The sequence below is a fragment of the Vibrio litoralis DSM 17657 genome, assembly GCF_000426765.1.
GTDB classification, from domain to species: domain Bacteria; phylum Pseudomonadota; class Gammaproteobacteria; order Enterobacterales; family Vibrionaceae; genus Vibrio; species Vibrio litoralis.
In genome coordinates this window covers 280,573-300,609 of sequence record NZ_AUFZ01000016.1, presented here as the reverse complement: position 1 = coordinate 300,609, position 20,037 = coordinate 280,573, and the positions used below count along the sequence as shown (strand labels likewise).

Annotated in this window: 20 protein-coding genes; 10 read left to right on the top strand and 10 right to left on the bottom strand. The window is 40.4% G+C overall.

Annotated elements, in window-relative coordinates:
- Positions 1 to 50: 50 nt before the first annotated feature.
- The 3 genes from K358_RS18065 to K358_RS0104565 form a co-directional block, all read right to left on the bottom strand.
- Positions 51 to 1,937: an MFS transporter gene (locus K358_RS18065; protein WP_051241183.1), complete on the bottom strand. Its 1,887-nt coding sequence runs from the start codon at positions 1,935 to 1,937 to the stop codon at positions 51 to 53.
- Positions 1,938 to 2,170: 233 nt separating this feature from the next.
- Entirely contained in the window at positions 2,171 to 2,452 is a 282-nt protein-coding gene (ppnP, locus tag K358_RS0104570; RefSeq protein ID WP_027695711.1) for a pyrimidine/purine nucleoside phosphorylase, read from the bottom strand.
- Positions 2,453 to 2,525: 73 nt separating this feature from the next.
- Positions 2,526 to 3,377: an alpha/beta hydrolase gene (locus K358_RS0104565; protein WP_027695710.1), complete on the bottom strand. Its 852-nt coding sequence runs from the start codon at positions 3,375 to 3,377 to the stop codon at positions 2,526 to 2,528.
- A gap of 224 nt (positions 3,378 to 3,601) precedes the next feature.
- Between K358_RS0104565 and K358_RS0104560 the strand changes: the two genes are divergently transcribed.
- Both K358_RS0104560 and yjeH read left to right on the top strand, forming a co-directional pair.
- Positions 3,602 to 4,558 carry an AEC family transporter gene (locus tag K358_RS0104560; RefSeq protein WP_027695709.1) on the top strand — a complete coding sequence of 319 codons (957 nt, stop codon included), beginning with the start codon at positions 3,602 to 3,604 and terminating at the stop codon, positions 4,556 to 4,558.
- 46 nt (positions 4,559 to 4,604) lie between these two features.
- Positions 4,605 to 5,870: an L-methionine/branched-chain amino acid transporter gene (yjeH, locus tag K358_RS0104555; RefSeq protein ID WP_027695708.1), complete on the top strand. Its 1,266-nt coding sequence runs from the start codon at positions 4,605 to 4,607 to the stop codon at positions 5,868 to 5,870.
- Between the two features lie 65 nt (positions 5,871 to 5,935).
- Here the strand turns inward: yjeH and K358_RS0104550 are convergent, their stop codons facing one another.
- The gene (locus K358_RS0104550; RefSeq protein ID WP_027695707.1) at positions 5,936 to 7,552 is read right to left on the bottom strand and encodes a peptide ABC transporter substrate-binding protein; all 1,617 of its coding nucleotides are present in this window, start codon (positions 7,550 to 7,552) and stop codon (positions 5,936 to 5,938) included.
- A gap of 241 nt (positions 7,553 to 7,793) precedes the next feature.
- Between K358_RS0104550 and K358_RS0104545 the strand changes: the two genes are divergently transcribed.
- The 6 genes from K358_RS0104545 to K358_RS0104520 all read left to right on the top strand — a co-directional run bounded on the left by K358_RS0104545 (position 7,794) and on the right by K358_RS0104520 (position 12,145).
- Positions 7,794 to 8,477, top strand: a complete 684-nt coding sequence (locus K358_RS0104545) for a DUF4336 domain-containing protein (protein ID WP_027695706.1) — start codon at positions 7,794 to 7,796, stop codon at positions 8,475 to 8,477.
- A gap of 118 nt (positions 8,478 to 8,595) precedes the next feature.
- Positions 8,596 to 9,513 (top strand): polyprenyl-phosphate transporter, encoded by a 918-nt coding sequence (locus tag K358_RS0104540; RefSeq protein WP_027695705.1) that lies wholly within the window; start codon positions 8,596 to 8,598, stop codon positions 9,511 to 9,513.
- 163 nt (positions 9,514 to 9,676) lie between these two features.
- Entirely contained in the window at positions 9,677 to 10,147 is a 471-nt protein-coding gene (locus K358_RS0104535) for a hypothetical protein (protein ID WP_051241182.1), read from the top strand.
- Entirely contained in the window at positions 10,144 to 10,734 is a 591-nt protein-coding gene (locus tag K358_RS0104530) for an SCO family protein (protein ID WP_027695703.1), read from the top strand. The genes K358_RS0104535 and K358_RS0104530 overlap by 4 nt, the downstream gene beginning before the upstream one ends.
- Positions 10,731 to 11,204 (top strand): copper chaperone PCu(A)C, encoded by a 474-nt coding sequence (locus tag K358_RS0104525; RefSeq protein WP_027695702.1) that lies wholly within the window; start codon positions 10,731 to 10,733, stop codon positions 11,202 to 11,204. Before K358_RS0104530 ends, K358_RS0104525 begins: the two co-directional genes overlap by 4 nt.
- A 53-nt stretch (positions 11,205 to 11,257) precedes the next feature.
- Entirely contained in the window at positions 11,258 to 12,145 is an 888-nt protein-coding gene (locus K358_RS0104520; protein WP_244875224.1) for a DMT family transporter, read from the top strand.
- 103 nt (positions 12,146 to 12,248) lie between these two features.
- Here K358_RS0104520 and K358_RS0104515 read toward each other — a convergent pair whose 3' ends face one another.
- Positions 12,249 to 12,485, bottom strand: coding sequence for an RNA recognition motif domain-containing protein (locus tag K358_RS0104515; RefSeq protein ID WP_027695700.1), 237 nt, complete (start codon positions 12,483 to 12,485; stop codon positions 12,249 to 12,251).
- A 199-nt stretch (positions 12,486 to 12,684) separates the two neighbouring features.
- Between K358_RS0104515 and K358_RS0104510 the strand changes: the two genes are divergently transcribed.
- A complete protein-coding gene (locus K358_RS0104510) occupies positions 12,685 to 13,263 on the top strand; it encodes a DJ-1/PfpI family protein (protein WP_027695699.1) in 579 nt (192 codons plus the stop codon).
- A gap of 141 nt (positions 13,264 to 13,404) precedes the next feature.
- On the opposite strand, the gene K358_RS0104505 is transcribed toward K358_RS0104510, so the two are convergent.
- The 4 genes from K358_RS0104505 to ectA all read right to left on the bottom strand — a co-directional run bounded on the left by K358_RS0104505 (position 13,405) and on the right by ectA (position 17,468).
- The gene (locus tag K358_RS0104505; RefSeq protein ID WP_083962748.1) at positions 13,405 to 14,916 is read right to left on the bottom strand and encodes an aspartate kinase; all 1,512 of its coding nucleotides are present in this window, start codon (positions 14,914 to 14,916) and stop codon (positions 13,405 to 13,407) included.
- 176 nt (positions 14,917 to 15,092) lie between these two features.
- Positions 15,093 to 15,482 (bottom strand): ectoine synthase, encoded by a 390-nt coding sequence (locus K358_RS0104500; RefSeq protein WP_027695697.1) that lies wholly within the window; start codon positions 15,480 to 15,482, stop codon positions 15,093 to 15,095.
- 89 nt (positions 15,483 to 15,571) lie between these two features.
- Positions 15,572 to 16,837 (bottom strand): diaminobutyrate--2-oxoglutarate transaminase, encoded by a 1,266-nt coding sequence (gene ectB / locus K358_RS0104495; RefSeq protein WP_027695696.1) that lies wholly within the window; start codon positions 16,835 to 16,837, stop codon positions 15,572 to 15,574.
- Between the two features lie 85 nt (positions 16,838 to 16,922).
- Positions 16,923 to 17,468 (bottom strand): diaminobutyrate acetyltransferase, encoded by a 546-nt coding sequence (ectA, locus tag K358_RS0104490; protein WP_027695695.1) that lies wholly within the window; start codon positions 17,466 to 17,468, stop codon positions 16,923 to 16,925.
- 563 nt (positions 17,469 to 18,031) lie between these two features.
- Between ectA and K358_RS0104485 the strand changes: the two genes are divergently transcribed.
- Positions 18,032 to 18,487, top strand: coding sequence for a methylglyoxal synthase (locus K358_RS0104485; protein WP_027695694.1), 456 nt, complete (start codon positions 18,032 to 18,034; stop codon positions 18,485 to 18,487).
- 220 nt (positions 18,488 to 18,707) lie between these two features.
- On the opposite strand, the gene K358_RS0104480 is transcribed toward K358_RS0104485, so the two are convergent.
- A complete protein-coding gene (locus tag K358_RS0104480; RefSeq protein WP_027695693.1) occupies positions 18,708 to 20,006 on the bottom strand; it encodes a type VI secretion system ImpA family N-terminal domain-containing protein in 1,299 nt (432 codons plus the stop codon).
- Between the last annotated feature and the right edge of the window lie 31 nt (positions 20,007 to 20,037).

The window sequence follows — 20,037 nt, the reverse complement described above, 5'->3', positions numbered from 1 at the left end:
TAACTAAGATAAAATTACATTTTACCTTATAAATAATATTGTCTCTATTTTTACCCTAGTTTAGTTGAGCTATCACTGTCTGCTTGGTTTTCCCCCTCTTCATTAGGCAAATCAAACACGCTGCTATCCAATTCATGCTCAGCGATGGCTTCTTCTATAATCGCTACCAGTTCTTGAGTATGTTGTGGTGCGGATTGTTCTACCGTTGAGAGTAAATCAGCAACTGCATGATTCATATCTGCCGCTTCTCTATCGGCAGCACGCATACTTTCTGTACTTTCAACCACATTATCCACCAGCTGTTGCGTGAACTCTGATAATTTCTCAGGGTGAGATTCAACTAAGGTTTCAATCATACCAATAGATTCGTTGTCATTTGCGGTGGTCATGGCAGCTAACGATGCATAAGCCCCTTCTGGCTCTTTATCAAATAACCAAGCGGCCAGTTTTTCTGCTTGTTGGTAATCTAACTCACTCACCACCGATACGTACTCATCTAAGCGCTCTGATGCGGTTAACGACAGCACTCTGTATAGGGCGATTAAATCTAATTGACTTAGATCTGGCACTCTTCTGATAAGCGGGATCACCCACTCAGGCTGGACTTGAGAAAGGGTTTTTAAGTATCGGATAGCATCGCCACTTCCCTTTGTTAAGTGCAGCTGAAATTGCTCAAAGGCTCGCTCGAACGGCGCTGAATACTCATGATATTCGGTCCTAGGATCCAACTCTTCCGAAATAGATGATGGAGTGTGCATAACAAACTGCTCTTGATCCTCTACTGGGCGAGCTTGCCTAACAGACATGCGATACAAGATGAAAATCACTAAGCCAAATTCCAACAAGCTAAGTAAAGAAAACAATGCATCATTACCCCAAGTTTTAATCACCATAGAGCCTGAATATGGTCCAACGATACAACCTATGGCGTAGACACATAATAAACCTGATAACACCGGCACTAATTGTGTTTTCAGTGCTCTGTCGAAGGTTTCCGAAATACTCAATGGGTATAAACAAGCAATGATCCCCATCATTATTGCCACCAGCATGAGCGACAAAGTAAACGTCGATTGACTTAAACTAAATGCTAAAAAGAGAGTAGAAAGTAACAGAACACAACAAACCGATAAGATCACTTTACGGCGTTCAAAACGATCGGATAAATAGCCAATTGGCAGTTGTAAAATAATCCCGCCAGCGGTTGCCGCCCCCATAAACATCGAGATTTGCAGCTTATCCATACCGACATCATTGGCATATAACGGCAAAATGTTCATTACGATGGAATACAGTACGCCACACAAAAAACAGGCCACAAAACCTAAAGGGGAAAGCGAGAAAAGTTCACGGTAAGAAATCGGGGTGAAGGTTTCAATCTTCGGCTCAAAATGAGAAATAAACACCACTGGACTAATCGAAATACTGAACAATAAACCACAGATAATAAATAAAGTAGCTTGACTTGGTGGTGCGAGAACCAAGCCAAACTGCCCCAAAGTTATCGCAGCAAGTATGACGACTTGGTTCACTGCCAAAACTTTACCGCGGTTGGACTCTGTTGAAACGCTATTATACCAAGTGTCAAGTGTTCCCATTGCACAAGCAATACAAAAGCCCATCACCGCGCGCATTATCGACCAGACATAGGTATTAAAATCGAGCCCCATGATCAAAATCGCAGTCGCGGCCAAGCTGCCACACATCGCAAAAGTACGGACTAAGCCAATTCGGCGTAAGATCTTTTTCGCCCAAATCGCACCAAACAAAAAGCCAACAGAATATAACGATAAAATCACACCTATCGATTGGACATCAACACTCTCATCGGCCAATCGCACAGGAAGTAATAAACCACTTAAACCGTGGCTAATCATTAAAAAGAAAGAACTGATACAGAGCAGTATCAGAGGGCGAATCGCCGCTATTGCACTCATGCTATTCCTTTATACATATCGAGCTTGTGTTGGCATCATGCCGCTCTAAAACTTTCAGGGAGAAGCTTAATCATCCCATTGATATAAAGTGATTACAAATTGTAGGGGATCTTTTAACAAAATAGGAGTGGTTGAGGTTAACGCGAGGAGGTATTCAGTAACGAAAATAAAAAAACATGGGCAGTAAATCACCCCATGTTTTTAATACAGTTACATAATCAGACTAAGCCTGCTTACAAGTACTCACACAAATAAGCAGTATCGACGGGTACTTGTAGATCAAACGATGAATCACCAATCACATTAAACGATTCACCCGCTTGGTAGGTGATCCATTCTTGAGTATTCGGTAGTTTCACCGTCAGTGCACCTTTAATCACAGTCATTCGCTCTGGTGCAGCGGTACCGAAAGTATATTCCCCTGCCACCATAACACCGACGCTGCTATCACCGTCTTGCTGAGTAAAGCCAAGTGATTTTACATTGCCATCAAAGTAGGCATTTTCTTTTATCATCTTCATATCCTTATGAAAGTATACTTAATTAACTTGCCTATGTTGTATACAAACCTAGGCGAGAGCTCAAGCTTTATTTTTTCGATAGCGAATCAAAACTATCCATGACTTCTTGAGATTTCATGATGCGGCTATGCCCATAACTGGCTGCAGCAACTAATTCTACCCACGAGCTTTGCTTTGCCATTTCTGCACTAATGGAAAAGTTCGCGATTTTATCATCCGGATCGTGAACAATCAGCGTAGTTACTTGACGTTCAAGTAGATGTTGCTGTGGATTAATACGTTGCAGTGGGTATTGGTATTCTTGCTCGACTTCCGCAATCACGGCGTTGAATAGTTTCATAGAAAAGCCCGAACGACTCACCGCTTGCATCAGGTTCTCTAAATAATTTAACACTGGAGCCACCAGCAAAAGAGGTACTGATTGAAACTTTTGATGCTTAGATTCAAGTACTGCGGCGCTTCCCATACTGTGAGCCACAACACCGACAATGTCGTCACAAGAATCAGCAATGACTTCAAGCGCATCAACAAAAGCCGGCAAGTGGCCAAACTGCCCTTCACTTTCACCATGGCCAGCATAATCAAAGGCTAGTACAGTAAAGCCTTGTTGAGCAATATGTTCCATTAATGGATAAAACTGAGAAGTAGAGCCCGACCAACCATGGGTAATTAGCCATATTGGCCCACTACCTAATGTGTAGGTCGTTAATTGACCTTGTGGACTCGTCACTTTGCCGCGGATTAAACCTTTAGGCTCTGAATTTTTGACCTTTAAACGTGCAGGCGTAAGCAATAACTTCTTCGCCGTTTTGATCGCATGTTTACGCGCAAGTGTGTGATGTAAGCGAGTAGACACATTCACCAAACTGCGTTTTAAACTAAAACGACTTGGAGTATTGAAATATATTTTATTGCTCATCACCTATCCTATTTAAAGCGGCCAATCACGCACAAAGCCAAGCATGGTTACAATCATGAAAGGCAAAGGCAAGATTTTATATTTTATATTTTATATTTTATATTTTATATTTTATATTTTATATCGTTTTTAAATGATGAATTTATCATCAAGTCCATTTTTTATTGAATCTAAATGTGATAAAAATGTCTATCCTTTCGCCACTGATATTTAATGGATTAATCATGTCAGGCATCATTGAGCAGTTTCTCTTTTCCGCCACTATTACTGGCCCCATTTGTTTGATGTTACTACTGGGGATCCTGCTCAGACGTTTTCAAATCATTGATGAACCGTTTATCGATACCGCTTCCAAGTTAGTATTTAAAGTCACACTACCCGCCCTACTGTTTTTAAGTATTATTAAATCCGATTCAATTAGCGACAGCAGCTTCCCCTTAGTCACCTATGGCCTCATTGCCAATATTGCCTTTTTCTTACTGGCTACTTTTACGGTCAAATGGCTATTAACAGACAACCATCAACACGGGGTGATCATTCAGGGTGCGTTTCGGTCTAATACTGGCATTATCGGTTTAGCTTATGTGGCCAATGCGTATGGAGAACAAGGTGTGGCTCTTGCTGCGATTTACGTCGCCGCGATTACCGTTTTGTATAATATTTTAGCGGTGATTACCTTATCGCCGCGAAGTCAGCAATCAAACTTGAGTACCTACCGCAATATGCTGATTTCGATCGTCAAGAACCCTTTAATCATTGCGATTGTGTTCGCCTTTGCGATTCATGAGTTATCGATTCCCGTCCCTGATATGATGATTCACACTGGGCAGTACTTTGCTAACATGACACTCCCACTCGCCCTGCTCTGCACCGGCGGTTCTCTCAATATTAGCGAACTGCGTCACGATAAAGCGTCCAATATTATCTCAAGTAGCTACAAACTTATTCTCTGCCCTCTACTCATCACATTAGGGGGATTTTGGTATGGATTCCGTGGCTTAGAACTTGGCATTATCTTCTTTATGACCGCTTCTCCTGCCGCCGCGGCAAGTTATGTTATGGCAAGAGCAATGGGCGGTAATGCCACCTTAGCCGCCAATATCATCGCCCTAACGACCGTTGGTTCGATGATAACGACAACCTTAGGAATTGTGGTACTTTCAAGCTTTGGGCTAATGTAAAGCCGATTATTCACTGCTATGCCTATCTACCTTTAAGCGAGCGACAATGAGCCAAGAATTAAAAAAAGAAATCACCTTATTAGGTGGCGTTGGACAACTTTCAACTACATTATTAGGCACTGGGTTATTTATGATCCCAGCCATTGCCGCAAACTTGGCTGGCGAATGGTCATTATGGGCTTGGTTAATTCTGTTATTAGCGATTTGTCCTATCGCGCTCACTTTTGCCCTTCTTGGCCGACAATTCCCCAATGCGGGTGGCACCGCCTATTTTGTTCGCAAGGCTTTCAATAGCAAAGTTGAACGCAGTGTCGCTTGGTTATTTTTAAGTGTATTACCTGTTGGACTACCTGCTGCGATTACCCTTGCGGGCGGTTTTGGTAAAGAACTACTACCGACTTTTATGGCACATCAATATATGGCTGAGGTCATCAGTTTATTGCTGATCTTAAGTTTAACGTTACTTGGGAGTAAATCTTCATCTCAATTTCAGGCATTAATTGCTTTGAGTATTTTAGCCTTAGTGGCGGTGTTCTTTTGGAAGGGCGATATCGGGCTAGCTGACATACCAATGCCAAGCTTAAATGCCTCTGCCGCTTTACCACTAGGTAGCGCGCTGGCGGTGATGTTTTGGTGCTTTGTTGGCATAGAAGCTTTTTCGCATATGGGGGAAGAATTTAAAAATCCACAACGAGACTTCCCTATCGCGATAATTCTTGGTTGTTTTCTAGCAGGCTTTATTTACTGGGCTTGCTCGGTAGTGATTTTAAAATTTCATGCTTTTGAACCCAATATTGCTGCGCATAGTTCGATTCCTTGGCTGAGCGAACAGTTATTAGGTAATGGTTTAAGTATGGTGATCACCGTTATCGGCTACTTTGCCTGCTTTGCAAGCATCAACTTATATACTCAAAGTATGATTCGCCTAGTCTGGGCTCAAGCCAGAGAATATCGTCCAACCAACCGTCTGGCGGTCCTTTCTAAACGTGGCGTTCCAACGTGGGCAACTTATGCGGTAGCGGCGATACTTTTTTTATCGATTAGCCTAGGTCATATTGTTCAATTAGATCTCGAAGTATTGGTGAAACTGGCTAACAGCGTATTCGTTCTGTTGTATTTATTGGCGATGCTTTCTGCTTACCGCTTATTAAAAGGTTGGGCAAAATATCTGGCTGGGATTTCGACTCTACTGTGTGTGATTGTATTTGCCTGTTTAGGCTGGAGTATGCTCTACGCTTTGGTTATTTTTGCTCTGCTTATGCTGCCTTGGAAACGATTTATAACAAGCTCTATCATCTCACCAAATTCTTGACGGATTAAATCGCTTAAATAAAGTAACCGGCAAGGTAGCAGGTTACTTTATTAATAACACATTCTTTATTTTTCAATAAAATACATGTCTTTTGCGTAGATATTCCCTTTCGAATTATTGGCCGGAAAACCTTTTAGTGTTTCGCGCACTATTCGGGTATGCATATAGTGATGTAAAGGAATAAAAGGTTCAGCTTGATTCAGTCGTTTTTCTGCTTCTTGGTATAACTGATATCGTTTCCCTTTTTCTGGCTCATTCCCTGCCTTTATCATTAACTCATCAAATTTCGGATCGCAGTAACCGCTTTCGTTTGATATATGGTCACAAGTAAACGCATCTAATAAACCAGATGGCTCTGGATAATCTGCGAACGCCCAAGAACGCGCAACTTGGTAATCCCCCGTCCCCTTACTTGCTACATATGACTGCCATTCCATATTCTGTAACTCAACCTTTACTCCTAGCGGTTTCCACATAGACGCCAAAGCCAATGCAATCTTTTTATGATTTTCACTCGTGTTATAAGTCAAAGTAAACTGTAACGGATTTTGTTTATCAAAGCCTGCTTGTGCCAACAATTGCATGGCATCTTCCATACGTGCTTTTTGACTTAAACTTGAAAATTCGGGAAGACTAGACTCGTAATTTGGGATGGTTGACGGTACTAACGAATATGCAGCAGGTTCACCTTGAGCAGTCACTTTTTCAACCAAAATATCTCGGTTTACAGCCATACTTAGCGCCTTTCTAACACGAACATCGTTAAATGGCTTTTGCTTCGTATTAAAAGAATATAAATAAGTACCTAATAAAGGCTGCGCTTTTATCAATTCAGGGTTTTCTTTCATTAACTTTTGATAATATTCCAATTGAACTCTATTAGTCATATCAATTTCACCTGATTGAAAGCGTGTGAGCTCTGCCGATTGCGATGATAATCCTAAGTAGGTGACTTTGTTAATGATCGTTTTATTATCATTCCAATATTTGTCATTACGAACAACTTCGACATATTCATTTGGAACCCACTTCGTCAAAATATAAGCACCATTCGTCACTATATTTTCTGGTCGGGTCCATTTATCTCCATATTTTTCAACAACTTTCTGAGGTAATGGGAAAAACGTTTTAATACTCATTAAACTTAAAAAGTATGGTGTTGGTTTTTCTAAATTAATTTGAATAACTTTATCATTTAATGCTTTGATACCAAGCTCTGAGCTAGGTTTTTCTCCACTCAATATTTCTTTAGCATTCAAAACATTAGCAGTTATAAAATAATGACTCGTATTGTTTCCAGTTTTAGGATCCACCGCTCGCTGCCACCCAAATACAAAATCAGAAGCTAATATTGGTTCACCATTCGACCATTGCAAATCATTACGTAAAGTAAACGTTATCTCTTTCCCATCATCAGAAGTTTGCCATTTAATTGCTTGACCAGGAATAACCTCTCCTTGTGAGTTTTCAACCAATAACCCCTCAAACATATCGTTTACAATAATATCACCAGGCATTCCCGAGTTAACGAATGATGGATCAAGCGTACTTGGTTCAGCACCATTTCCCCGAACTAAATGTTGTTCTTGAGCAAGAACATCACCATCTTCAACAACTGCAGCGGTTACTGCACATGAAGTTAAAGCAAGCACAACAGCACACGATATTAGAGATTTCTGCATTTGATTCCCTTTCTTAATTTATATATTCCATTATTGCGAGTAAAGAGGAACTCTCAAATCAAAAAGTAATGATTTATCTTGATGAATGCAAAGTAATCTCTCCAATATGATAAATAGAACAGGATGGGTTAAGATCTCGCTCTTTTAAATCGTAAGCTTAATTCCGTTGATAACAAAAGACAATGATACCCCATTTGCTATACACTCTGGCTGAGTATTTGTTTGCAAGGAAGCAAGCCTGATGTTTACAGAATGGGAACCAAACCGAATTTGGTACATTGATAAACCTTATCGTAAGTTTGGTTTAACGCATATACAACGTATGGTGATCATTAAATTGGCCAATGATGAACTGATGCTTATCACGCCAATTGAATTAACCACCCAATGCCAGCTCGCCTTGACCGAACTCGGCGCAGTAAAATACATCGTGTCTTCGACACCAAGTTACCACCAGCACTTATCCGATTGGTGGCTCGCTTATTCCAAAGCCTACTTTTTTGCCACTCATGCTTTAATTGAAAAAAGAACCGACCTCAATTTTGATGGTGTACTATCCAAGCAAACACCACCGCAATGGCAAGGACAGCTTTTTCAAACCGCGATTGGTAACGATGATACACCCAATAAAATGTTGTTTTGTGATCCGGTTAGTCGCACGCTTTTTGTCAGTGACAACCTTGTCGCAATCCAGCCTCACTTGCCCACCGGACAAAAATTAGCGTCTTTGCTGCAAGGTGGAAAACATCAACTTCGCCTGCCTTATCACGAACGCCGTAAATTCAAAAATAAAGCAATGTTGCGCGTGTCGATTCAAGAAGTAATGACTTGGCCATTTGACCGCTTAATCACCTCCAATGGATTAATGATCGAAAAAGAAGCTAAAGCCGCCTTTTACCAAGCTTTTTGGTGGGCATTTCAGTAAATAAACGTTCATTAGAACAAGTAGAACTTTTCATTTTCCATAAACCATGACAACCTACGCGCTCAAATTTATCTATGGTTAACATGGACATGGTTATTCATTTTAATGGTATGGGTTTATGAATTATCTTTGGACTTATCTTAAAGGCATTGCAATGGGTGCGGCCGACGTTGTACCTGGTGTTTCTGGTGGCACAATTGCCTTTATTACGGGCATTTATGACACGCTTCTAGGTAGTATTCGTAAAGTAAACCCAAGCTTATTTGGCTTGTGGAAACGTGAAGGTTTTAAAGCGGTATTGACGCATGTTAACGCCGGTTTTCTTATCGCGTTATTCGGCGGTATCTTGACCAGTATTTTAACTCTAGCGAAGCTGATTTCTTGGCTACTCGTCACCCACCCGATTCCGTTGTGGTCGTTTTTCTTCGGTTTGATTCTGATCTCTGTGGTTCACATTCTTAAGCAAGTGGAAGATCGCCGCTTGCACCATGTTATCTTTCTATTAGTTGGTGTTGCGTTCGCTTACACCATTACGGTGCTGCAACCTTTAGATCTACAACCGACTACCCTGAATTTAATCTTCGCCGGTGCGATTGCGATTTGCGCGATGATCCTTCCTGGGATTTCGGGAAGCTTTATACTGTTACTACTTGGTATTTACCCAACCATCTTAACTGCTGTTAAAGAGCTTAATATTGGCATACTTGGTTTATTCGCCATTGGTGCGGTTGTGGGTTTGTTGAGTTTTTCACATTTGCTTTCGTGGTTACTCAATAAACATCGCTCAGCAACCTTGATTTTTTTAACCGGCTTGATGATAGGTACACTACCAAAAATCTGGCCTTGGAAAGAAACCATCAGCTGGCGTATTAATTCTCACGGCGAGCAAGTGCCTCTAGTTCAGCACAACTTATTACCTCACCAGTTTGAGCAGATTGTCGGTCAACCATCACAAGTTATGCTGGCGGTTGTTTGCATGATTGGTGGAATAGCGATTGTTTGGTTGCTAGAAAAAGTCGCTCAAAAGAAAGATTAGAACCGACTAGCGCCATATTTATTTCAGCCCAAATCGAACCTGGCTTTCGGTTTGGGCTTTTTCATATACAAATGCCATTCACTTCAAGAATCTCCCGCTAGGTGCTTTATCTGTCATGGCTATGTGGTAGCATCTTCCAACATTTTCATGAAGACAGTAAATTATGACTTTGCGCTTTCATCTATCAAAATATCGCACTACTTGGGTTTTGTTTCTCCTGGTACCTATTACTTTACTTGCCGGCTTCTATGCACCCAAGATAATCAATATTATTAATGCTTCAAACCAAGTCAATTTACCAACAGAAGCATCGCAATATTGCGCTCTGTCTACCCAACAATGCGAACAACAAGACGTTACCATCACACTCGATACCGACATAGCAAAACCATTGAAAGCGACACATATTGAGGTTAATTGGCCCGATAACCAAAGTGATAAATTAATGCTGACTCTTAGAGGGTTGGAAATGGATTTAGGCGTCGTGAAATTCCCGGTACAAAAACAAAAAAATGGTCAGTTTCAGGGTACGATTGTTCTACCGATTTGCACCTATAGTAAAATGACTTGGATTGGTACTTTAACTGACCAACAAGGGAATAAAGTTTATACCTCAATCAGGATGGAAAAATGAAGAAATCATGGATTTTAATACTGGTGTTCGCTTTTGCTCTCGGCGTAACGCTAAACTTATATCTACAAAAAGACAGCGCTCAGACCGAACCAACGGCTTCTTTCACTCTTGAGACCGAAGGCGATACTCAAGTCGATATTTTTTCTACCGATGACCCACGCATTCGTATTATCTACTTCGGTTTCACTCGTTGTCCGGATGTTTGCCCAACGTCACTGGCTATGCTTGCCGCTGCTTTAAAGCAAATTGACCCTCAATATTTAAAAGACGTTCGCCCGATGTTTATCACGCTTGATCCTGAACGTGATTCTGGCACTGATGCTCAAAAATATGCAGATTATTTTCATCCTCAAATAGAAGGTTATTCAGGCTCATTACAAACTATCAGCACACTTACTCACCAATATGGGGTGATCTTTCAAAAAACAGAATTAGCTGATTCAGCATTGACCTATACTATTGATCACAGTTCATATTTTTACTTTGTAAAACCTGACGGCTCATTACTCAAAAAAGTGCCTCACACTTTAAACCCGCAACCTCTTATTCTCGCTATTCAACAAATTGAAAAGGAAAACGCGCAATGAAAAAAGCTACTTTAATCTTATCTAGCCTACTCATTAGTGGCTCTGCATTAGCTCATGACGGATTAAAATATGATGAACCTTATGCACGCGCTACCCCACCGAATGCGGTAAACAGCGCGGTATTCATGACGATTGAAAACCACATGAATAAAGATCGCGAATTGGTGTCAGCCTCGACCGATGTAGCTGAAAAAACAGAATTACACACGGTTGAGAAAGAGGGTGATCTGATGAAAATGCGTCAAGTGGATCGCATTGTATTGCCAGCAGAAGGTGAAGTGGTCTTAAAGCCGGGTAGTTATCACATTATGCTGTTAGGCGTGAAGCAACCGCTCGTTGAAGGTGAGACCATTTCGGTCAATTTATCTTATGCCAATGGTGAAACTGAAACGCTAGATGTACCAGTTAAAAAAGTCATGTCAGGCATGAAACATGAGCATGAACATAATGACGATCACTCACACCATTAATTCAACGTACAAGATATGCTTTAAATAAACATATCTATAAAGGGCAAAAAGCTGTGAACTCTAGTTTGAACAAAGCAACGCAATATTCATTCGTCACTTTGACATTCATGCTCTTTGCCTTAATCGCTTTTGCTGCCAATTCAGTACTCGCGCGCCTTGCGTTAATCGACAACAATATCGACCCTCTCAGCTTTACAAGTTTGCGGTTATTATCAGGCGCGATCATGTTGGCTATTTTAGTCATCACAACGTCTGCATCAAAAAATAAAGCAGTCAGAGTCCCGACACTTGAAGGCAGCGCCATATCGTCAATATTTCTGTTTATCTATGCTCTGTGCTTTTCGATTGCCTACCTTTCCATTAGTACCGGAACTGGCGCATTGATCTTATTTGGTGCAGTACAAATCACCATGATTATTTACCAATTATTGAAAGGTAATAAGCTTAAATTGGTCGAGTGGGTTGGGATATGTTTAGCGTTCAGCGGGTTTGTTTGCTTAGTGCTACCAAGTTTATCGACGCCATCATTTAGTGGTTTTTTATTAATGGTAATCGCAGGCGTTGCTTGGGCAGGTTATACCATTAGAGGCAAAGACAGTCGCGACCCTTTAAGTGATACCGCAGGAAACTTTATTCGTAGCCTACCGCTCTGTTTACTGGTGGTTTGTTATATTTTAGCGACTCAGCATACCTTAACCCAAACAGGGGTAACGCTTGCCATTATTTCAGGTGCAATCACCTCTGGTGTGGGATATGCCATTTGGTATATTGCGCTGAAGGGATTATCTGCGACTCAGGCTGGTATTGTTCAACTACTGGTGCCCGTCATTGCGGCATTAGGTGGGATGATTTTTGTACAAGAGCCGATCACGATGTCTTTTGTGCTAGCATCAAGCATGATTTTATCGGGCATATTGCTAGTAACGTTAAAAAAGACGTAAGGCAGCAACATTATATCCCCAAGTAACTGCAAAGTGCAGAATTCACTTGGATATAAATGCTCGTAATAACAGATACTACGAGCATAATAAGTAACGTTAGCGACTAGCTCGCCACTTTTACTTTGATTTTACTCTTATCAATCTCTTTACCATTCAATGCAAACATTGCTGTTTTTGCTTGATCAAGATCAGGCATATATACAAAGCCAAAGCCTTTTGACTGGCCAGTTTCTTGGTCCAGAACAAGGGTACATTCACCCACTTCACCAAATTCTTCAAATAATTTGCGCATTTCAATTTCTGTGGTTTGGCGAGCAAGATTGCGGACTAAAAGCTTCATAGCATTTCTCTTTAATGTTGTGTACTGAATTTGATTTTGTATACCAAAAAAACTGATATATCTATCTCTAATAATGACACATAAAACAAGGTAGGTATGTTTTAATCTTCCTATTCGAGACAATTCATTGTAAAAGGAAGTGAAAGGTAAACTAATATACCCCTGTGACCTCTGGGTATATTTATTCAAGGAATGATAAATGAACATTGGTATCTATATTTATGATAATGCTGAAGTGCTGGATTTTTCCGGGCCATATGAAGTTTTTACGACCGCAAATCGCGTATGCAGCCCTTCTCCATTTAATGTATTTTTGGTTGCAGAAAACTTGCAGCCAGTAAAAGCTCGCTCAGGATTTAACGTTCTGCCGCATTATGACATTTCAAATCACCCTAAATTAGATGTCTTAATCGTTGTAGGTGGCGATCACACTCAAGAAATCAATAATCAATTGGCTATTGATTGGATTTCTCAGCAAGGCCAAACCGTCCCTTTAATCACTTCCGTTTGCACTGGCGCTTTTTTACTGGCTAAAGCTGACATTCTGCAAGATCATAAAGCCACCACACACTGGGAAGATATAGCAGATTTACGCCAACAATTTCCTCACCTAAAAGTATTAGAGAATGTTCGTTGGATACAGGATGGTAATCGAATTAGCTCAGGTGGGATCTCTGCTGGCATTGATATGAGTTTATTTATTGTCAGCGAATTAACTAGTATTGAAACGGCAGAAGCGACAGCCAAGCAAATGGAGTTTCGCTGGCAGCGCAATTAGCCACATGAGTATCCTGTACGCATATTAACTTCTAGCACCAATAAAAAGCCCCTGCGACTAGTGTCAACAGGGGCTGATTCTATTTAGCTATACTGTCTACTTAGCTATACTGAATGCAACTTATATTGAATGTAATCAATCTTAAGCGGCTTTTTCTTTCTCAGTCTTTTTATCTGATTTTACGCCATCGATAAATTCTTCATGCAAAGTACAAATTGCCGACTCATAATTCTCATCATCAACCACAAATTGTACATCAACATTACGCATCGATGAGTGCGCCGCTCGAGGAGTAATATCTTGATTCATCAATGAAATCATACCGTGGCTTAACGCCTTATTGGTATCAATTGATGCACCAATGACTGAAATCAAGGCGACCATTTTGCCGGTAATTTTAGCATTCGGGAACGCTTTTTCGGCACGAGACAACACTTTATTTTTACTCTTCGAGTTACCGCTTAAGTAATAAGTAATTGAGTTCGCATTCATTTCTTTACCAACCAGTTGGACACGCTCATCATTAATGATTTCCATTAATTCATAACCAACGTTATCGGCTTGTCCTACCATTGCTTGGTCAAAGATATGTAATGCAAAGACCTTGTTACGGCCTGCAATAATCTCAACTTTATCCGTATTGCCAGCATAGCTGTGCGGGTTGAAAGCATGAGAAATCAAAGTACCTTTATGCTCTGGCTCAAAGGTATTTTTAATCACAAGCTCAATGCCACTGCGACGTAAACCTGATGCGGCATTTGGGTGAATCGCTTCCATACCTAGGTTGGCGAGTTGGTCAGCAACATCATAGTTAGTTTGTCCCATTGGGCGTACTTTTTCAGGCCCAACAATACGCGGGTCAGCAGTACTCAAGTGGTACTCTTTATGAATGACCGCTTGTTGAGCTTTTGATAATACCGCTAAACGACTGAATGTCATTTCACTATAACCACGGTCATAGGTTTTCATTAAGCCTTCTGAGCAGTACACATAGCCAGTAACAATCGGCAATTCTTTGTTCATATCGATATCTTGAAGGGCATTTTCAATGACCGTATCAAGATTACCCGAAACATCTTTACCTTCGCTTTGCTGTTCGTCTAAATCCCAACCGGATAAATCAATAAACTTAGCATTGATATCAAGAGTTTTTAGCTTCAAGCAAGTATTGTAGGCACTATGTGCTTCACCGATGGAAGATAAAAACTCTCGGATTTGCGGCAAATAATGCTGCATTGAAAACTGTCCATATTGGCAAGTTTCCATAATATTATTAATACAGTTGGTCGCTTTAGCGATACGGTCTTTGATAAAGTTATCGGCACGACGGCGGCTGATTGGATCAGCAAACATGTTTTCGTTGATCAGCAACATACGCTGTTCAAGCTCTTCCATTGCATCAACCCAAGCATCATCACGATCAGCAACTAAACGATAAATACCCGGTTTACCCGTACGCTTACATTCTAATAATGCATCGGTAATACCACCGTAGGCAGAGACCACAAACATGCGGTTATATGGATTTTCTGGGCGCAGTAGAATGTTATCAAGAACAGCATCAAAGGCTGACATGGAAGTACCGCCAATTTTTTCAACGGTATGATTTGCAGTTTTATTATTGGCAGTGTGGCTTCTATTTGAAGAAGTCAAAATAAGCTCCTATGAAGATCAATGAATTTAATTATTTCAATTTATATTTAGGTTTCTAGGTGCTAGTCCCTAGTAACTAGGCTTTGTCGCTGACTCTACATCAATAAAACGGAAGTATTATCAGTGTTGTTCGTTCAACTACCCGCGATAACCTCTAGAAACTAGGGACTCGTAACCTATTCTTCTATTAATGGATAAACACCATTTTCATCATGGGTTTCCGCACCAGTAATTGGCGGATTAAACACACAAGCCATGACCATATCAGCATCTTTGTAGGCACGTAATTGGTGTTCATCGTGCTTGTCTAAGATATATAATGTACCTGGTTTAATTGGATACGTTTCGCCACCAACCACTTCAATCTCGCCTTCGCCAGAAATACAGTAAACCGACTCTAGGTGGTTTTTGTAATGAATGTGTGTATCCGTGCCAGCATAGATGTTTGTAATGTGGAACGAGAAGCCCATTTTGTCGTCACGCAATAACATACGTACACTTTCCCACGTATCTGCGACTACTCGACGTTCACTGTTTCGGCATTCTTCTAATGTTCTTACAATCATGTTTTATCCTTTTATTAATGCATCTAGGTATCATTGGGCTCGTATATAGGGCCTCTGTTTTTGAAGCCCCACTTTTGAAATTGCGACAATTAAGACGCTTTACGAGTCACCTTAGCGGAAATTTTCTCAACCGCTTTTTCGAAAATATGAATACCTTGTTCGAGTTCTGATTCGCTTACTGTCAATGGACAGAAGAACTTCACAACTTCATCGTTTGGACCTGCAGTCTCAATCACCATGCCGTTCTCAAAACATTCACTAGTGATCATGTCTGAGATATCGCCATCTTTACATTCGATACCCTGCATCAAACCACGGCCTTTAATACCTTCAAATAGGTTTGAATATTGCTTCAAGGCTTTCTGTAATGATTTATTTAACTGCTCAGCACGCTCTTTAATGTGCGTTTCAAACTCATCATTGTGCCAGTAAGTATCAATCGCTTCTGCTGCCGTTACGAACGCATGGTTATTGCCACGGAACGTACCGTTATGCTCACCCGGGGCCCATTGGTCTAACTCAGGCTTCATCAACATAATAGCCATCGGTAAACCGTAACCACCGATTGATTTAGACAATGTCACCATATCTGGCTTAATACCTGATGGCTCAAAGCTAAAGAAAGTACCCGTACGACCACAACCAGCTTGAATGTCATCAACAATCAGCAAGATATCGTTGGTTTTACAGATTTTCTCTAAACGCTGTAACCATTGATCAGATGCAGCATTTAAGCCACCCTCACCTTGCACAACCTCAACAAGTACTGCTGCAGGCTTATCCAAACCACCTGAATTATCATCAAGCATCGTTTCAAATAACGCCAAACCATCAATGTCCGCATAACCTTCATAAGGAATACGAGTCACCCCCGAAAGCGGCATTGCTGCGCCACCACGGTGATGCTGGTTACCTGTTGCCGCTAATGCGCCGTAAGACACACCGTGGAAACCATTGGTAAAGGCGACAATATTAGTGCGACCTTTCACCTTACGAGCCAACTTCATGGCAGCTTCAACGGCATTAGTACCTGTTGGGCCGGTGAACTGAATCTTATATTCCAGATCACGTGGTTTTAAAATTTTGTCATTAAAACTTTCTAAGAAATGACCTTTCGCTTGTGAATGCATATCTAAACCATGGGTTAAACCATCTTGGTCGATATAGTCGAGCAATGCTTTTTTTAGAACAGGGTTGTTGTGGCCATAGTTCAACGAGCCTGCACCGGCAAGAAAATCTAAGTAGCGATCTCCGTCTTCGGTATGAAGCCAGCAACCTTTCGCCGATGAAAATACTACCGGGAAGTTGTTGGCATAACATTGAACGTTTGATTCGTGCTTTTTAAAGATATTCATGTCTGATCCTGTCTATCATCCTATGTATGTATCTCGATTGAGCGAATTCCCAATCAAGAATTTTTAAATTTTGTGTTAATTGGTATTAGCTCATAGCAAGCGGTATATGGAATAAATACTCACTATCATGCTCACCATCGAAATGATTTTGTTTGTCTAAGAAAACACTGACGCGTCCTTCTTCACCATCTTCTCGCTCAAGTTTTCGGAATAAATTCCAAGAACCATGATTGTCTTTGGTAATCGTCGTCTCAATTGCAGCGACGCCAGCAACACACTCACGCGCTAATAACGATTTAATCATTCGATACGCTAATCCACAGCCACGGCTATTTTCCGCAACCGCTACCTGCCAGATAAAAAGAACAGGTCGATTAGGGTGACTTGATGGCTTGAGATAAGCGGAAACAAAACCTGCAATTTCACCACCTTTTTCAGCTAATACGCATGTATCGCTAAAATGTGATGCCTGCAAAAAGTTGCAGTAAGCAGAATTCGTATCCAAAGGAGGACACGACTCAATCAAAGCATTGACTTGATTGCCGTCGGTTATTTCGGGTTTTCTAAATGTTAACTCATCCTGAGTTTTGGTCACTTTTTCGGGGTGTGCTACCCACGGTGCCGTAATCATCTTAGCCCTATTTTTTATTTGTACACTGCTTCTTTATTTGAACAATCCAACTGCCAATAAAGAAGCTCAGTGGCGATTAATTTTTATTAGTGCTCGTTGCTAAAATCAACAACAATTGTTTAGTGCCCTAATCAATTTCGTTTTAAATAATAACGTACTCGATTATTTTATCAACCCTTTATTCCTTAAGCGAATATACAATCACTAAGTAACTAATTGATTTAAAACTAAATTATAAGTTTATAAAAATATTTTACCCCCTCCAAACACCTTTAGAGGTGTAAGTAAAAATCCAGTAAAAAATCATATAAATGTCATATCGGTTAGTTACGCTGCATCACACGAAAATTGGTAATTGAAGTTTTACTCCAAGAGGAGTTAGATCTGTAATTGAAGAGTTTCGATGCTCAATGTGGTAGGCAATAAAGGTGAAGAGTACAGCGTGATCAAGCTCTCAAATTAAGATCTAGGAACTGGATAATCCTGCTATTTTTTTAGCTGTAATTAAATTATGCTGTTGTTAGCATTTCATTTATTTTTATTGAACATTTAGGATGTTAACAATGAAGAAAACCATTCGCACAATGCCTGCGCACAAGAATATCGCCCTGGTTGCTCACGATCACTACAAACCAGAGCTACTTCGCTGGGTTGTCGAGAATAAAGAGAAGCTACAAAGCCATTTTCTTTATGCCACAGGTACAACAGGGAACATGTTAAGCCGTGAAACTGGGCTTGCGATCAAGAGTTTAATCAGTGGCCCTATGGGGGGAGATCAACAGCTTGGTGCTCTTATCTCTGAGGGGAAAATAGACATGATGATTTTCTTCTGGGATCCACTAAACGCAGTTCCTCACGATCCTGATGTTAAGGCACTACTACGCATAGCATCGGTATGGAATATTCCAGTAGCAACCAACCGTGCAACCGCAAAATTCTTATTCAACTCCGTATTGCTAGAGCAAGAAGTTGATATTGAGATCCCTGACTATCAAGCTTATTTGAATGAGCGCCTTTGATTTTCAATATATATCATCGCCAAACAAAACGTCTTGTTTGGCGATGAATTTTTATTTAGATCATCTATATCCAAGTGGCTTCAAGATGCGAGTTTCAGCAAGAATAAAACAAGCTTTAGGCAAGACAAATTGAATATGATCATAGTTATTCTATCTCTGTTCAATTTAACGCAGCATAAAGCTTGTTTTAACTTGCCCTTCGGGAGCTTCATCCAAACCTTTATGCCGCGTCAGATTGATTTGAAAGGTGGCCTACATTCCTTCGCCAATCTTTCTTGCCTAAAGATTTGGATGATAGCTCTGAATTCTGCATTTTGAAATCACTTGGGTATACAACTAGCTCTTCAAGTTGATCGACCTTCCAGATAAGGGCGTTTAAACGTTGTTGTAAAATAGCCAATTCTTTTGCCGCTTTTTCATTGTCACCAGTTTTAAGCAATTGCTCAATATAACCAACACGAGCATAAATTGGCGATAAGCTTTTACCTACTTTAGTCACCGAATTCATCTCACTTTTTAAGCTATTTAAGTGGGTTTTCTGAATACCTAAATTGACATTTGAAAGTTGGGTTCGTACTGAATCAAATTTATTCACCATCTCATTAACTGCTTCAATACTCTCCTTTCTCTCTACCAACCACTGCTGCCTTAATAGAGCAATCCGTTCCTCATCACCAAGCAAAAATTCAAGCTTTTTTATGTTTTCATTTTGTCGGTTAGGCGTTTCACCTAGCCAAGCTAATGAATTATTAGCCATATTGGAAATATAATGATTTAACGCTTCTCTTTGCTGTTGATCTAATGGCTTCTCTGGTAAGGCATTTGACTGAATATAGAGAGTCGGATTCAGTCGGTTAGGTGGCGATAAAAACTGATAGGCAACAAAGGAAGTAAGCAATAAGGCTAAAACATAATAATGCCATTTAACTGCTACTTTTTGCTCACTAGGTGGCGAAATTTCAGCGACCTTTTGTTTGCTTTTATATTGAATTTCTAATCGATCAATATGTTCAAAAATCACATAAGCAATTCCATCCATATTGGCCACGAATTCAGGTTGCTTTTCTGTAAAAATTTGGTCTATTTGCTCACAGTGACGCTCACATCGATACAAATCTCGAAGCATTTCGTAGTTAGGCTTAAGCAGTTTGATTTCTTTAATAATGCAACTATTAACCCAATCAATAAGCTCTTTTCGTTTGTGGGCATTTTTTAGATCTTTTGTAGAGACAATCAGTGAAGATAACAACAACTCTAAACCGTTAGCCAACCCAACAATACCATTAAGTTTCGTCGTAGCTACCGTATAGTAACAACATAGCAATAAATCTATTCCTGATTTTTCAGAAAGCAAAGTGCACTTTTTTTTAACCGCCTCCCAATCTGTCCCACCCGAAAATGGAGAGTTTTGCTTATTTATTTCCGCTTTTACATCATCATAAATATGATTTTTTCTAAGAGCACTCGAGTCGCTAACAAGGTTAAAAACACGGTGTTCAATATATACGCAGCTCGACATAATCCACATCCAAAGAAATCAGAGTGAGGCT